Source organism: Brachybacterium sp. p3-SID957 (assembly GCF_025144775.1).
GTDB lineage: Bacteria > Actinomycetota > Actinomycetes > Actinomycetales > Dermabacteraceae > Brachybacterium > Brachybacterium epidermidis.
The window spans coordinates 1-15,350 of sequence record NZ_JALXKT010000007.1; the positions used below are offsets into that span (position 1 = coordinate 1).

Genomic DNA, 15,350 nt, shown 5'->3' on the forward strand with positions numbered 1-15,350 from the left:
GCGTGGATTCACTGACGGGCCGGGGTCCGGTGTCTTGGCGGGTGTGCTGTGGGTTCGCGGGAGCTTGGGCTGGTAGTCCCGGGCGGGGTCGATACGGTGTTCGGCGATGATCTCGCCGGTGGTGGCATCGGAGGTGACGGCGTGGTCGTCGTGGACCAGGATCAGGACGTGGCGGCCGGCGTGAGCGCGGCCGTAGCCGAGGTGGCGCAGCTGGCCTGCGAAGCGCAGTGAGACTTTCCCGTTCTTGTCGATGCGGTCAACGCGGGGGCGCCATTCCGGTTCGGTCAGGGCGCTGCCGGGGGTGGCCTTGGGCAGGGCGGTGTAGGCCTGCGCGGGGGTGCGGCGGCCGGTGGCCCGGTGCGGGCGTTCGGTGTTGTACCAGGTCTGGAACTGGTACAGCAGGGTCTGGAGGTCCTGGATGCTGCCGGGGCGGGGTCGGGAGGTGAGCCAGCGTTTGAGGGTCTGGTGGAACCGTTCGATCTTCCCCTGGGCCTGGGGGTGGCCGGGCCGTCCGTTCTTCGGGACTGATGCACGATCAGTCTCCCAGACCGTTCGACCGCGCCTTCGAGCGCATCGAAGAGCACTACTGAAGGGCGAGTCGTCGGGGATCAGGGGATGTCTATGTAGATGCCCTGGGTGTACCCGTCTTCGAACTTGGCCCGGTCGAAGTCGATGGTTGAGCTAATCTCGATCAGCTCGCGTTCGGGGTCATCGCTAATGAAGGTCGCGGTGTAGTTGCTGGTCACCGGCACCTCCAGAAACTTGACGAAGATGGTGCACTCTCCGCCCAGGATCGGACCTTCGGCGCTGACTTCCTGGGTGGCGAGCACCTCGCCGTTCTCATCGGTGAGGCGAATGCGGGGTTCTGGAGCCCGGTCCATGATTCCCTCATGAGTGGCGCTGCGGGGCTTGCACAGCAGTTCCTCTTGCATGAAAACTCCCAGGGGCTCCTGTTCACGGATGAACACGGTCAGATCCGTGCGCTCCTGAGTCTCCTCCTGCACGGACTCCACAGCGGTGGTACTCGTGGCTGGGGTCGTTTCGGTGGCGAGAGAGGGGGCATCATCTCCGCCGGAGGTGTTCTGAACTGGCTCATGTGGCCCACAGGCAGCGAGCCCCGCGATCAGAATGGCACCCACTAGAAGCGTTCCCTGGAGCCGCAGAGAGCGATCTGCGATGCTGCTGTTCATGGTGAATCCAACTCCTGGCTGCTGGCGTTAGTTCTTGGCGTAGCCGACCTCAGCTGAGCCTCGGCGGTAGTAGTCGATCGTTTCCACAGTATCGCTTGCCGGCATGCCTGCAGCCGTCACACCCATGCTGATCAGCGCGGATCTGATGAAATCAGATTGGAATATCAGGTGTCGCGTCGATCCCGCACATGGGGTGGTTGGTAGTACCTACTGAGGTAGAAGACGGTGGACGTGGCGAGCATGAGAAAGATCGCTGCATTGCGCTGACTGTACTGATGCGGCCCAATATCATGAAGTGAAGCGTGCCTATTGGGCAGGATCTTGTCGGCTGCCTTACGTTTATCTTGAGGATCGTACTTCCTGTGGATGGCCGCTACGGGGGCCAACGCGATGTACCCTCGAGCGTCGAGGCGATCCAGCAATCTCCGCCTGAAGTCCTCTGGTGAGCGCAGCTTTGTTTCTGTTAGGTGCTTTCGATCATCGGCGATTCCGGCTCTGTGCAAACTGTTATTGGCGTGGGTGGGAATCATTCCCCAGATCGATGAGTCAAGCACTACCGCGGAAAGTGCCTGCGAAGCTTGCGGTGAAATATCAAGCAGACTAGCTGCCTCGTCCAGTGCTTCAGCCGCGTAGTGGTAGCGCTGGTCGCTGACGTCCCGGAGTAGGACCTGGCAGTCCTCCGAGATGGAGTCGATCCTTCTGCCGATGATGGTTCGTCGTTCCTGCATGCTTCCAGCTTCCATCAGCAGTTCGACGGTGCTGGCGCGCGGCACCCAGGCGAGGGGGATCCCCTCCAGCAGCACCGTCAGCACATCGTCGTCTTCTGCCTCCGCGATCCCTGCAATGCGCATGTTCGGCGGAATCTTTGCAGGCTGCGACAGGAAGGTCTGCAGTAGTGTCTTGAGCTGACCGGTCGGCCAAAGACTCTTGATGACGTCTTCGAGTCCTAGCGACATCTTGGGTAGGATGCTGTGTGCCCCGAGGTCTATGGGGGATACTATATTGGCCAAATCGAGGCCCCGTATCAGCTGGGATACTTCTGAGTTGACATCGAATCCGGCTATGCTTCGCTGAATATCTGCGATCCCAGAGTGCCCCATGAGTGTCGACATTTTCCACATGTCCGTGATGCTCGATTGATCAAATATTCGGGTCATCTGTGGTTTTATGATGTCGCTGATATTTGCAGGGGGGATGGAGGGGATATGGGTGGGCAGTGCCGCGGGAGCTCCGCTACGCCCAGCGACTTCGCGGAACGCGGCGGCCAGGGTTGCCGCACTTGCCCCCATGGTCTGGCCAGGCTCATCCACCTCCCCGGTGTCTTGGTGGCCCGCAACGTTCTCGGGAGCTTCTTCTTCCTCGTGATGCTCCGACGGCTCCCCAGAACCAGCTGACTTCTTCTTCGTCATCTCATACAACCTTCTTGGTCTCCATCGACGGCGCCTGTCGAGAGTTGTTGCGACGCCTATCAGGTGCCAACGACCGCTTCACTGACGCGCGCCAGTGACTGGATCAGAGCGGCCCCGCCGGCTGTTCCGGCGCTTGATGCAGCTGCCGTCATAGCTTTGGCCAGTATCGTGCCGATCAGTCCCGGGTCGGTACCGTCTCGCACAGCCTGGTCGAGTTGGTCGACTTCAGCCCCCACCTGGTCGCGGACGTTCGCATCGACATTCGCGTCCTCCAGAACTCGGCGGACATCTTCAACTCTCGCCTGGATCTGGGTCATTCGCTCATCGGTCATGGTGACGTGCTGGACGTTGTGCTCACCGGCCTGGACCACACCGTGATCGTTGGTGAAGTTCGTGGCCAGGATGCCGATGTGCTGGTTGGTCGTCGCGGGATTCGACAGCCTGTGCATGGAGGGGAAGATCCGCCCGTTCGACCGGAGGGTCTGGCGCCCCTTGGACTCGATCCACACCCCATCGAACCGGTCCGCGTTCGAGCCCTCGTGGCCGATGTAGCCGCTATTCGCAAGGGCCTCCAAAACCTCCAGCCGTGTGTCGTAGTCGATCGCGGGCCGCCCTTGCTCATGGAGGTCCCACGTCTCCCACTGCTCGCGCGACGCACTCTCCCCGGCTTCGAGGAGTCCTCTCAGGAGCTTCTCTGCGACCTTCTCGAACCAGAGCGGCCCGGATTCAAGGGACTCACGAAATCCCTGTGCGGCCCGGGCCCCAACCAGGGTCAACTTCCAGCCGCCAGCGGCCGAGATCGGGCCCTTTATGAGGCTCAGTTCACGGAGCTGGCTCAGCAGCTCTTGGACATCGCCCTGGTCCAGTTCGGTCAGTTCGGCCACGTCGCGATTGGCGACAACCTGCTTTCGATCGCCTCCGGTCACCTCGAGGAATGCAAGCAGGACGTCACCCTGCTCGGACCCATCCAGTTGATCGTGTATTGCTCGCAGGTCCATCTCTACCTCCAACTAGGTGCTAGTGGTACGAGTCTCCACGGAAGGGGTGACAAACGGAGCTGCGCTCACGCCGAGCCGCCGCCGCCCTCGAGCCGCCTGATGATGTTGACCAGCAGGATCGCGGCGTCAGCAGCGATCCCTGCTTCACTTCGGTCCGGTGACGGCGAGTGTTTGATGCTGTGTGCGAGCCCGCTGGCGCCGTTGAGGAGCGAGCGCAGGTCCTTGTTGTCCCGTCCGCCGAGCCGTTCTGTTGCGTACCGTCCGATGCGGATCTTCGTCTTCTCCACCACGGGCGTGTCTTCGCCGGCTGGTGTGTGCTTCTCGTCGTCATAGACGATCGCGCTGAGCGCCTCGAGGACGGCCACGCTGCGGTTCCCCACGTCCCTATAGTCCGCAGAGTTCTGTGCTGATCGGAATCGCTCTCTCAGGGCAAGGACCTCGTCGTCTACGCGCTCCCAATCGGTGCTGCCTCGGGGTGAGACGGGCTCAGCAAGTTCCTGGAGAAAGGCGCGGTCCTGGAGGTCATGCAGCTGGTCGATGATCGGCCCGAACACTTTCTCAAGCATGTCTCGACGGGCCTGGTAGTTGCCATGACCTCCCTCGCGAATCCAGTGAGTCCGGAAAGAGGCGAAGTCGCGCCATCCAGGATCGAACGTGATCCCGTGTCTAGCCAGGGAGCGCTTCACAGCCTGGTTGAGCGTTCTTGACTCCTCGTCGCTCACGCTTTCGCCCCCACCAGTGCCGAAGGCCTCGAACTGTTCCTTCACGAGGTAGGTGAGTGAGAGCACCGATTCCACGTCGTCGTCGCCTGGCACGCGTGCCTTGCCGAACGCCTCGATCTTCTCCACGTCAAGGTCTGGGAGCCGGTAGCCGCTCGGGCCGCCCTCAGAATCCGTCGAACCCATGAACGCCGTCGTCTTCATAGGCCTGATTCTCCCGCGGGGCACTGACGATCAGGCGGAGGGGCTAGTCACCGCTACGTGCCTACCTCAGCTCCGGGCAGGGCGCCGGGAGCGCGCTAGCCAATGAGTCGTCCGCAACAGGCCACGGTCCCTCTTGTTTCCGCAGGTGAGAAGCTGCATGGGTGAGAACCACAGCCGATCCCTGGGAAATCTGTCGAAGCGCTACAGGAAACCCGGTGCAAGGACGCCCCAACACTGCAGGTAGAAGGGTTTTCCAAACCCCCCACCGCGAGAAGACCCCCTTCATCAGCAGAAATGCCGGTGGAGGGGGTTTTTCGTGCCTCGGTGGTGTGGCGGTGAGTGGCGCAGAGCGAGGATGGGTCCTGCGTGGTCGGGACCGACGGGCTGCGCTAGCCGCACGTGTGGTGAGACGCTGGGGGAGCCTCCAGCGCCGCCGTGAAGGGATGACCCTGTGACAACCCCAGCCCCTGAGAGCTTCATCGAGAACTCCCTGCTGCAGGGGGACAACTTCCGCATCACTCCGATCACGCCGCGCCTGGTGCGGCTGGAGTGGTCGCCCTCGGGCACCTTCGAGGACCGCCCCTCCGTGTTCGCCACCAACCGCGAGCTGCGGGACGAGTCCGCGCGCGTGAGCGAGACGGCCACCGGGGTGCGCGTGGAGACCGACCACTACGTGCTGGACTACGACCGCGGCGAGTTCTCCGCCAACGGTCTGTCCCTGTCGGTGCTGGGCGGCGTCTCCAACTACCACTCGATCTGGCGGTACCAGCAGGACCTCTCCCTACCGGCCCACCGCACGGCCCGCCGCGAGGGCCGCACCACCCGGCCCCTGGACGGCAACCTGGGCGGCGCCACCCGCACCCTGGACGAGGCCGACGGCGCCGTTGACCTCGATCCCGGGGTGAACAGCACCTACGGCTACGCCGACATCGACGACTCGGGCTCGATGGTGTTCGGACCCGACGGTGAACTGCAGGCACGGGGTGCCGAGCCGGGCTCCGTTGACCTGTACGTGTTCGCCGCGGGCCGCGACCACGTGGCTGCCGTGAGGGATCTGTTCGCGCTCTCGGGCCCGCAGCCGCTACTCCCGCGCTGGGCGCTGGGCAACTGGTGGTCCCGCTACCACCGCTACACCGAGGAGTCCTACCTGGAGCTGATGGACCGCTTCGAGGACGAGGGCGTTCCGCTGTCCGTCGCTGTGATCGACATGGACTGGCACCTGACCGACGTCGACCCTGTCTACGGCTCCGGCTGGACCGGGTACACCTGGGACCCGGAGCTGTTCCCGGATCCCGCGCGCTTCCAGCAGGCCCTGCACGATCGGGGCCTCCGGGTCACCCTCAACGACCATCCCGCTGACGGGGTGCGCGCCTTCGAGGAGCTGTACGAGAAGGTCGCCGAGGCCATGGGGCGCAAGGCCGACGGTGCGGCCGTGGAGTTCGACCCCACCGACCCCGGGTTCCTCCGCGCTTACCTCGAGGTGCTGCACCGGGGCCTGGAGGAACTGGGCACCGACTTCTGGTGGCTGGACTGGCAGTCGGGCCCCTATTCGAAGGTCCCCGGCATGGATCCGCTGTGGGTGCTCAACCATGTCCAGTACGAGGACACCCGCAAGCAGAACGGCGACGGGCTGCTGCTGTCGCGCTACGCGGGACCGGGCAGTCACCGCTACCCCGTCGGCTTCTCCGGTGATGCCGTGATCAGCTGGAAGTCGCTCGCCTTCCAGCCGCGGATGACGGCTGCCGCGGCGAACATCGGCTACGGCTGGTGGAGCCACGACATCGGCGGCCACATGGGCGGGTACTGGGACGACGAGCTCGCCACCCGCTGGGTGCAGTTCGGCGTGTTCTCCCCGATCCTGCGCCTGCACTCCTCCAGCTCCCGGTTCACCGGCAAGGAGCCGTGGATGTTCCCCGAACCCGCGCACGCGGTGATGGTGGAGCAGCTGCGCCTGCGCCACCGTCTGGTGCCCTACCTGCATGCCATGAACCGCCGCGCGCACCGCGAGGGTCGCTCCCTGGTGGAGCCCACCTACTTCGAGGACACGTCCATCGAGGCGTACGTGTACCGCGACCAGTACCTCTTCGGCTCCGAGCTGCTGGTGGCGCCGATCGTGCGACCCGTGGACCGCACCACCCGGCTCGCCGTGGCCGAGGCGTGGCTGCCCGCGGGGCGCTGGACCGATGTCACCACCGGCATCTCCTATCGCGGGGGTCGCTTGGCGAGCCTGCACCGCGACGTGTCCTCGATCCCGGTGCTGCTGCGCGCCGGCGGGTTCCTGCCACTGGTCGCCGAGGGGGAATCCCTGGATATCCGCGAGACCACCCCGGCGCTCGAGGTGCTGGTCGCCGGCGGTGCCGACGGCACGTTCACGCTGGCCGAGGAGACCGAGCCCGGGACCTGGGTCGAGACCGTGTTCTCGCTGGACATCGAGGCCGGGCGCCTCACCATCGAGCCCGCGACGGGCGATGGCCCCCCGGCCCGCACCACCTGGGAGCTGAGCCTGCTGGGCTTCGGCCGGGGGGCGGCCGACAACCTCAAGGCACGCGGCGCCGAGATCCAGAGCGTGACCACCGCCGACGGCCGGGTGCGGGTGCGCCTGGTCGGTGCCGGTACCGAGCCGGTGGTGCTGGAGGGCGCAGGGCTCGGCACCACCGGGCCCGGCGACGTGCTGGGCCAGGTGGAGACGGTGCTGCGTGGGGCGGCCATCGGCTACTTCACCAAGGACCTGCTGTTCGCCCAGCTCGAGCGCGACGGCGCCGCCGCCCTCAGCTCAGTCGCCGCGTACGGCACGGTGCCCGTGTTCACACCGGAGGATGTCGAGCACGGCCACCCCACCCCGGAGCTGGTCGCTGCGCTCACGGAGCTGCTACTGGCCGAGAGCTGAACCGTCGGGTCGCCGTCGATGAGGGGGCGCCCCTGCTCAGGCTGAGCGGATCCACCCCCGCCCATCCCGCCGCCATGCCACCGCCATCGCGGCGACGCGCCGGTCCCGGCGGGCACCGTGTTGGTGAGCCAGTAGGTGGATCCGGGGTCCCAGCCGCCGATCATTCTCGCGGCGTCGGCATCGCCATCAAGCGCACGGGGGGTGGCTTGTCAGATGAACTCGAGCGGATCGAACTCGTCGATGTCGATGATGCGGATCCGCGGCAGGGGGCCGTTGAACGCGGAGACGTCGTACTCCAGGTCGATCATCTCGATGCCGGGGATGCCGCGCAGCTCCCCGGAGAAGAACTCCTGGAAGCCCACCAGGGCGGTGCGCCGCCCCTCGGTCCCCGCCAGTGCCGACATCTGGGGCACGAAGTCCGCGTCGTGGCTGACCAGTATGACGTCGGCCGGACGGTCCTGCAGTGCCTCGGCGGTGCGCTGGATGGCGATGTCCACCACCTTGCCCTCGCCGCGCAACGGCACCGGCCGGTAGCCGATCGCCGTCAGCGCCTGCACGAACCCCACCGGCAGGCTGTCGCCCACCGCCAGGAAGAACAGGCCCGAGACCGGGTTGCCCCAGTTCTCCGCGGCGTGGTCGAGCAGCTTGCCCCAACGGGGACGCTCCTCGGGCTGAGGCCTGCGGCCCAGCACCGAGACGCCGAGGGTGGCGTCGATGTTCTCCCCGTCGACGAGGAGATAGGTGGTGCGAGCTGCCGCGTCGACCCGCCCGGTCACGCCAGGACCACGTACAGCTTGCCGTCGCTGCCCTTGGCGATCTTCATCGGGGTGGGGTCATCGGCGTGGATGTTGTGCACGAGGATCACGCGGCCCTCGGCGTCCAGGTTCGCCTCGAAGTGGTCGGGGGTGAGGTGCTCGGCCTTGCCCTGCAGCTCCTGCTCGTCGATCGCCTGCTGGGTGGACTCGACGCAGGTGTCCTTCAGGATCGAGCTGTCGTCGATGCCCACCCCGGTGATCGGATCCAGCTGCAGCGCACAGGCAGCGGCCGGATCGTTGTCGGACAGGCCCATCAGGTACCCGATCATCGTGTCCTTGGCAGCGTCGAGATCGGACTCGCTCGGGTCCTGGACGGGGGTGTCGGAGTAGACCTCCTCGCCCGGCAGGCCGGTCTCGCCCGTGGGCTCCTCCGAGGTGGGCTCCTCGGTGGTGGGCTCCTCGCTGGTCGGCTCCTCCGACGTGGGCTCCTCGGTCGTCGGATCCTCCGAGGTGGGCTCCTCGCTCGTGGTGGGACCACCCGTGGGCTCGTCGTCCCCGCCCATGGTGTACAGGGCGATGCCGCCGCCACCGGCCAGCAGGGCGACCAGGCTCAGGCACCCGCAGATGCCCACGATCCACGGCCACGGCTTCTTCTTCTGCGGAGGCGCTGCATTGCCGGTGGCCGGGTACGGGGTGCCAGCGGTGGGGCCGGGGCCGGCAGCCGGGCTCCCGCCCGGGTAGCCGCCGCTGGGGGCCGGGGGTGGGGGCGGGGAGCCCCACTGGTCACCGCCGGAAGGCTGGCCGCCCCCCTGCGGCGCACCGCCCTGCGGCTGCTGGGGGGACGGGTTGCCGGGGTAGGGGCTGCTCATGTCCTCGCACCTCTCAAAGATCGTTCTCGCCTCAGCGTACCCGGAGAGCTGTTCGGGCCGGCCGGTTTCTGCCGGCCGGTCCGAAGGGCAGTCCCGGCTCAGTCCAGCCGGATCTCGCGGCCCTCGGAGGCGGAGGTGTACACGGCCTCGAGGATTCGCGCCATCTCCACCCCGTGCTCCGCCGGGGCGATGCTCTCGGCGCGGCCCTGGGCGGCATCGACGAAGTTTGCGATCTCGCCCGCGAACCCCGCGCCCATCTCGAAGGTGCCTGAGGAGATCTGCGGGGTGATGTTGACGACCGAGTCGTGCATCTCCGCGGCGATCTCCAGGCTGGGCTCCAGATCGGCTCCCCCCTTGGTGCCGTGCACCGACACCACAATGGAGTCCTTGGTGGCGTGGAGCGAGTAGGAGCACTCCAGCAGCAGGGAGGCACCGTTCTCGAAGCGCACCACCGCGTTGGCCATGTCCTCCACGGTGTTCTTGTCCGGGTCGTAGTCGGAGACCTTGTACCGCGGCATGGTGGTGATGTTCGCGCGGTTGCCCAGCACCGCGTAGGTGTTGCCGGAGACGGAGACCGCCTTCGGGCAGCCCATCAGGTACCAGGCCAGGTCCAGCACGTGGATGCCGATGTCCAGCAGGGGGCCGCCGCCGGCGATCTCCTTGTCGGCGAACCAGCCGCCGGGGTTGCCCATGCGACGGATCAGGCTCGCCTTGGCGTAGTACATCTCGCCCAGCTGACCGGCGTCGATGAAGGACTTCAGCACCTGGCAGTTGGGGGAGTGGCGGCGCACGAAGCCCACCTGGACCACGCGGTCGCTGCCCTGGACGGCCTCCTGGATGGCGGTGGCCTCGGCGACGGTGCGGGCGATGGGCTTCTCGACCAGCACGTGCTTGCCGGCCTCGATCGCGGCAATGGTCCAGGTGGCGTGGGAGTTGTTCCAGGTGCACACGCTCACGCCGTCGATGTCCTCCTGCGCCAGCAGCTCGTGGGCGTCGCCGTAGGAGCGGGCGGCACCGAACTCCTCGGCCACCGCGCGAGCGCGATCGGCGTTGATGTCGCTGACTGCGACGATCTCGACGTCGGGATGGGCGGCGTACGCCTGCAGGTGGGCGCGTGCGATGCTGCCGGCGCCGATGACGCCGACTCGGAACATGGGCATGGGGGATCTCCTTCAGGGATGGATGGATCGGGATCAGGTCGTGGCGCGGCGGTCCGGGGCCGACGGGTCAGGGGTCAGGCCTCGGCGAGCAGGCGCTTGGCGCCCGCGATGCCGCGGGAGCAGCCGATCAGGCAGTCCTCCCACCCCTCGAACTCGATCGCGGCGTACCCGGAGAAGTCCGACTCCTTGATGGCGCGGGCCACCGCGCGCAGGTCGATGTCGCCGTTTCCGACCACCGCGCCGCGCAGGTGCTTGCCGCCGCGGCTGCGGAACCAGCCCTCGCCGGGTGCGTGCTCGGCGGGGCGGATGTAGAAGTCCTTGACGTGGACCACCATCGCGTAGGGCAGGTTCTGGGCCACGGACACCTCGGGCTGCTCGTCCACGCACACGAAGTTGCCCACGTCCAGGGTGGTGCGGAAGTTCGGCTCGTCCACGGCGTGGATGATGCGACGCACCCTGTCGGCCGACTGCACGAAGAAGCCGTGGTTCTCGAGACTGGTGGTGATGCCCTTGGCGGCGGCGTACCGGGCGATCTCCTTGCTGGCAGCCGCGATCGAGGGCAGTGCCTGCTCGAACAGCGGGGTGTCGTCCCCGGACAGGCCGGCGTGGCCGGCCACGTCATGCCGCATCCGCTCGATGCCCAGGCGCTCGGCGAGGTCCACGTACTGCTTCACCCGCGCCACCTGGCGTGCCACCTCCGCCTCGTCACCGGAGGTGAAGTCGGCGCTGACCGCCAGGTTGGACAGGGTCACCCCGGCCGAGGCGGCCTTCTCGCGGATCTCGTCCACGTAGGCGGGATCGGACGCGATGCTGGGCACGGGCGCCTCGGCCTGCTCGCTGAGGGAGGCCAGCTCGAGATGCTCGCCCTCCGAGGCGGCCACCCAGTCGATCACCTCCGGCAGGGTCATCTCGCCGGCGGTGAGCTTGGAGTGGAAGCTGTAGGAGCTGAATCCGAAGCGGATCTGGTCGGTCACGGGGTTCCTTCCGGGTGGGGTGCTGGGGGCGGCGCGGTGAAGCAGCGCCAAGGCGGGGGCACCTCCGACACCCCGGTGATCTGCACGGAGGCATGCTCGAAGGCGAGGCCGAGTGCGCCGATGAGGGCACCGTCGGTGGTGAGGCGGGCCGCGGTCAGCGCGGGCTTCGCGGGGCTGGTGAGCAGGTGGTGCACGTGACGGCGCAGCGGCGTCAGCAGGGTGTCCCCGGCGCGGGAGAGCCCGCCGCCGATCACCACGGTCTCGGGGTCCACGGTGAGCACGAGGCTCGCGATGCGGGGCGCGATCTCCGCACAGAAGCCGTCGATCTCCTCGGCCGCTGCACGGTCGCCCGCCGCCGCGCGGGTAAACAGCTCCTCGGCCGCGTCCCCGGTGGACCAGCGCAGCCGGCCCCGCTGCGAGCTGCGTGTCCAGCGCATGCCGCGCTGGGTGCCGAGTTCACCGGCCAGGCGGTGGCTGCCCTGCAGGATCCGCCCGCCGACGATGAGGGCCACCGAGATGCGATGCCCGATCTGCACGAAGGCGATGTCCGAGGGGGAGTCGGAGAGGTGGTGCTCAGCGTAGGCGGCGAGCTTGATGTCGTTCTCCACCGCCACCGGGCAGCCCAGGCGCGCGCTGAGCTCGGTGGTGAGGTCGGTGCCCACCAGGTCCTCCACCGCAAGGCTCTGAGCCAGACGGCCATCGGCCGCGATGATCCCGGGCACGGCCAGGCCGACGGCGGCCGGGCCGCGGTGGGCTGGGGCGGCGCGGCGCACGACCTGCTCGATCGCCTCGAGCCTCGCCTTAGCCCCGGTGCCCCCACTGCCGCTGTCGAGCGGCACCTCGATCCGGTGGTATCCGGTCGCACGGCCCGCAGCATCCGTGAGCAGGCAGCGCACCGATCGGTGGCCGACGTCCACCGCAGCGACGGCGGCGACCCCGGGATCGAACTCGAAATGGCGGGCGGGGCGGCCCCGGGCGGCGGAATGGGCGGCGGCCACCGGCCGCACGGAGCCGGCCTCGACCAGCTCGGCGAGCACGGCGTCCACGGTGGGGCGGGAGAGCCCGGTCTGTTCGGCGAGATCGGCGAGGGTGAGGGGACCCCCGGCCTTACGCATCGCCAGCAGGCAGGTGCGTGCGTTGGCCTGGCGCACGGCTGCTGCGGCGCCGTCGGCGGATGCCATGGGATGCCCCCCGCACGGATTATCGAAACCCGGTTGTGTAAATCTGCGGAGTCAGTCTTCGCGGTGGCGGGGGTGGTTGTCAAGAGGGCTGGGGTCACGGTCGACGGAACGTTCGCAGGCATGCAGCTCCCCGGTACCGTGGCCGCAGGAGGCGATCCATGCCCATCCCCACAGTGCCCACCACTCCATCTGCTGCTCCGCAGCTCCATCAGACCTACGCCGACGCTGTCGGCGACCTGTCGGTGCCATGGCAGGCGGACGGTGCCCCACGCGCCGAGCTGACCTGGCTGAATGAGGATCTTGCCCTCGAACTCGGCTACGACCCCGAGTGGCTGCGCACCCCTGCTGGGCTGGCCCTGCTCACCGGTCGGCTCGACGCCGAGGGGCGGCCCCTGGCCGCCGACAACCCCGCACCCACCACCCCGTTCACCACCGCCCAGGTGTACGCCGGCCACCAGTTCGGCCAGCCCAACCCGCAGCTGGGCGACGGCCGCGCCGTGCTGCTGGGCGACCTGATCGACACTCGCGGGCACCGCCGCGACCTGCACCTGAAGGGCGCGGGCCGCACCCCCTTCGCCCGCGCAGGCGACGGCAAGGCGCCCCTGGGGCCGATGCTGCGCGAGGCCGTGATCGGCGAGTCCCTGCACGCACTGGGCATCCCCACCACGCGGGCCCTGGCCGTTGTCTCCACCGGCGAGCTGGTGCGGCCCCGGCGAGGCATCACCCCCGAACCGGGCGCGATGCTCACCCGGGTCGCGGCGAGCCACCTGCGCGTGGGCACCTTCGAGTACGCCGCCTGGCACCTCGGCCCCGAGGTGCTGCGCGCACTGGCCGATCACGCCATCGAGCGCCACCATCCCGATGCGCGGGGCGCCGAGAGTCCCTACCTGGAGCTGCTGCGCCGCGTCAGCCACGCGCAGGCTCAGCTGGTGGCGCAGTGGATGCTGGTCGGCTTCGTGCACGGCGTGATGAACACCGACAACATGACCATCTCCGGCCAGGGCATCGACTACGGGCCGTGCGCCTTCCTCGACGACCACCGCGCCCGCGCGGTGTTCAGCTCCATCGACCATCAGGGCCGCTACGCGTACGGCAACCAGCCCGGCATCGCCCTGTGGAACCTCTCCCGCTTCGCCGAGACCCTGCTGCCGCTGATCTCCCCGGAGCACCCCGAGGCCGGGATCGAGGCGGCCACCGAGGTGCTGCAGGGCTACGAGCCCGCCTACCTCGAGGCATGGACCCGCGGCATGGGCGTCAAGCTCGGCATCCCGCTGGCAACGGGGACAGGCGGCGCGGCGCAGGGCGACGAGCGCCTGTCCGCGGTGCGCGCCCTCGGAGAGGACCTGCTGGCGCTGCTAGAGTCCCATCGCACCGACCACACCCGGTTCTTCCGCGCCCTCACCGAAGGCACCGCCGGCGCGCTGTTCACCGATCCCGCCGCGTACGAGGCCTGGCACCGGCGACGGGACGAGCTGCGCGGATCCGGCAGCGCGGCACAAGAAGCCGTCGCCGCGATGGAGTGCGCCAACCCCGTCCACATCCCCCGCAACATCCACCTCGAGAACGCACTGCGCGGTGCCCATCTGGGTGATCTCGCCGGGGTCGAGGCGATCCTCGAGGCCGTGACCCACCCCTACGAGGCCCGGTCCGAGCTGGAGCACCTGGAGGGCCCGGGGGAGGGCGGGGAGAGCTTCCTGACCTACTGCGGAACCTGACCGGCACCTCTTTCAGTGCCGTCCGCTTGGTCGGCGGCACCGGAGCGCCCGGTGGTACGGTCGCAGTCAGGGCGAGCACCTGCGCGGGTAGCCCCCGCCCCCCGCAGCAGCTCTCGCCGTCGAACGCCCGACGGAAGGAGATGCACCATGGCCACTGAGCTCAACGGCCGCAAGATCCTGATCATCACCACCAACTTCGGTACTGAGACCGATGAGATCCAGCCCCCGATCGCCGACCTCAGGGAGGCCGGTGCCGAGGTGGTCGTCGCCGCCGCCGAGTCCGGCCCGGTCAAGACCCTCAAGCTTGACCGCGAACCCGGACCAGAGGTCCCCTCCGACGTCCTGCTCGAGAAGGTCGAGGCCCACGACTACGACGCACTCGTGATCCCCGGTGGGACGCTCAACGCCGACAGCCTGCGGGCCGAGGAGTCCGCCCAGGAGCTCGCGAAGGCCTTCGCCGCCGACGGCAAGCCGGTCGCCGCGATCTGCCACGCCCCCTGGCTGCTGATCGAGGCCGACCTGGTCGACGGTCGGGACATGACCTCGGTGCCCACCATCTCCACCGATCTGCTCAACGCCGGCGCCACCTGGACCGACCAGGAGGCAGTGGTGGACACCGGTGGCGGCTTCCCGCTGATCACCTCCCGCAACCCCGATGACCTCGATGCCTTCAATAGTGCGATCATCAAGGCCCTGAGTTCCTGAACCTGTTAGGAGCGCCCCACCCCGCTCCAGAGGAGAGCACCATGACCGAGAACCCGGACTTCCAGACCGAGCCCGCCAGTGGCGAGAGCATCGACGACGCCCTCGAGGCCGCGCGCCCCGGCGACCCGGAGCGACCTGCTCCGGCAGAGGCCGAGGGCCTGGCCCTGGACCGGACCGTCGAGCGCGGTCAGGACGACCTCGCTGCGGCTGAGCAGGGCAACCGCGATCAGGACGAGATGCGCTCGGAGGGCGACGACCTCGACGACCTGGCCGGCAACCAGCCGCTGGTCTGAGAACTCGCCGCAGTGCACCCACGGCGTCCATCCGGCCTCGAGGAACGGCTCTACGCGGTTGGCGACCGAATAATCCATTGCGCGGCGACAGCGCCGGTCCTACGGTGGCTCCACACTGAAAGGAGGTGATCCGAGGAATGATTTCCCATCGGACATGTGAGGTGGCTCGCCGCTGAGGCGACCATCGACCCGAGGTGCCAGACGGCACCCCATCGGATCGACGGACCGCAGCGAATCCACCCGAGCTGCCCGGACCCGCAGGGGTCGGACTCGTCCCCCGACCAGCGCACC

Annotated in this window: 14 protein-coding genes and 1 pseudogene; 5 read left to right on the forward strand and 10 right to left on the reverse strand. The window is 68.0% G+C overall.

Annotated features, from left to right (window positions below; translation table 11 throughout):
- The first annotated feature begins 96 nt into the window (after positions 1-96).
- A complete protein-coding gene (locus tag M3B01_RS02485; protein ID WP_259789248.1) occupies positions 97-231 on the forward strand; it encodes a hypothetical protein in 135 nt (44 codons plus the stop codon).
- Between the two features lie 114 nt (positions 232-345).
- On the opposite strand, the pseudogene M3B01_RS14605 reads toward M3B01_RS02485, so the two are convergent.
- The 5 genes and pseudogenes from M3B01_RS14605 to M3B01_RS02515 form a co-directional block, all read right to left on the reverse strand.
- Positions 346-612, reverse strand: a pseudogene (locus M3B01_RS14605) (integrase core domain-containing protein); the annotation flags it as partial.
- On the reverse strand, positions 609-1,190 hold the full coding sequence (locus M3B01_RS02500) for a hypothetical protein (RefSeq protein WP_259789249.1): 582 nt from the start codon (positions 1,188-1,190) through the stop codon (positions 609-611). The gene M3B01_RS02500 and the pseudogene M3B01_RS14605, both read right to left, overlap by 4 nt.
- Positions 1,191-1,354: 164 nt before the next feature.
- Positions 1,355-2,599, reverse strand: coding sequence for a hypothetical protein (locus tag M3B01_RS02505; RefSeq protein WP_259789250.1), 1,245 nt, complete (start codon positions 2,597-2,599; stop codon positions 1,355-1,357).
- 59 nt (positions 2,600-2,658) lie between these two features.
- Complete coding sequence (locus M3B01_RS02510) at positions 2,659-3,597, reverse strand: hypothetical protein (protein ID WP_259789251.1); 939 nt, start codon at positions 3,595-3,597, stop codon at positions 2,659-2,661.
- 65 nt (positions 3,598-3,662) lie between these two features.
- Entirely contained in the window at positions 3,663-4,520 is an 858-nt protein-coding gene (locus M3B01_RS02515) for a hypothetical protein (protein ID WP_259789252.1), read from the reverse strand.
- 451 nt (positions 4,521-4,971) lie between these two features.
- On the opposite strand from M3B01_RS02515, the gene M3B01_RS02520 reads away from it, so the two are divergent.
- Positions 4,972-7,407 (forward strand): TIM-barrel domain-containing protein, encoded by a 2,436-nt coding sequence (locus tag M3B01_RS02520; protein WP_259789253.1) that lies wholly within the window; start codon positions 4,972-4,974, stop codon positions 7,405-7,407.
- Between the two features lie 209 nt (positions 7,408-7,616).
- On the opposite strand, the gene M3B01_RS02525 is transcribed toward M3B01_RS02520, so the two are convergent.
- From M3B01_RS02525 to M3B01_RS02545, 5 genes are all read right to left on the reverse strand, one after another.
- On the reverse strand, positions 7,617-8,183 hold the full coding sequence (locus M3B01_RS02525; RefSeq protein ID WP_259789254.1) for an NYN domain-containing protein: 567 nt from the start codon (positions 8,181-8,183) through the stop codon (positions 7,617-7,619).
- The gene (locus M3B01_RS02530) at positions 8,180-9,031 is read right to left on the reverse strand and encodes a hypothetical protein (RefSeq protein WP_259789255.1); all 852 of its coding nucleotides are present in this window, start codon (positions 9,029-9,031) and stop codon (positions 8,180-8,182) included. The genes M3B01_RS02525 and M3B01_RS02530 overlap by 4 nt, the downstream gene beginning before the upstream one ends.
- Positions 9,032-9,129: 98 nt before the next feature.
- A complete protein-coding gene (locus M3B01_RS02535) occupies positions 9,130-10,191 on the reverse strand; it encodes a Gfo/Idh/MocA family protein (RefSeq protein WP_259789256.1) in 1,062 nt (353 codons plus the stop codon).
- Between the two features lie 74 nt (positions 10,192-10,265).
- Positions 10,266-11,165: a sugar phosphate isomerase/epimerase gene (locus M3B01_RS02540; protein ID WP_259789257.1), complete on the reverse strand. Its 900-nt coding sequence runs from the start codon at positions 11,163-11,165 to the stop codon at positions 10,266-10,268.
- On the reverse strand, positions 11,162-12,346 hold the full coding sequence (locus M3B01_RS02545) for an ROK family protein (RefSeq protein WP_259789258.1): 1,185 nt from the start codon (positions 12,344-12,346) through the stop codon (positions 11,162-11,164). The genes M3B01_RS02540 and M3B01_RS02545 overlap by 4 nt, the downstream gene beginning before the upstream one ends.
- 158 nt (positions 12,347-12,504) lie before the next feature.
- Between M3B01_RS02545 and M3B01_RS02550 the strand changes: the two genes are divergently transcribed.
- From M3B01_RS02550 to M3B01_RS02560, 3 genes are all read left to right on the forward strand, one after another.
- The gene (locus M3B01_RS02550; protein WP_259789259.1) at positions 12,505-14,061 is read left to right on the forward strand and encodes a YdiU family protein; all 1,557 of its coding nucleotides are present in this window, start codon (positions 12,505-12,507) and stop codon (positions 14,059-14,061) included.
- Between the two features lie 147 nt (positions 14,062-14,208).
- Positions 14,209-14,766 carry a DJ-1/PfpI/YhbO family deglycase/protease gene (locus M3B01_RS02555; RefSeq protein WP_259789260.1) on the forward strand — a complete coding sequence of 186 codons (558 nt, stop codon included), beginning with the start codon at positions 14,209-14,211 and terminating at the stop codon, positions 14,764-14,766.
- A 41-nt stretch (positions 14,767-14,807) separates the two neighbouring features.
- On the forward strand, positions 14,808-15,059 hold the full coding sequence (locus M3B01_RS02560) for a hypothetical protein (RefSeq protein WP_259789261.1): 252 nt from the start codon (positions 14,808-14,810) through the stop codon (positions 15,057-15,059).
- Positions 15,060-15,350: the final 291 nt, after the last annotated feature.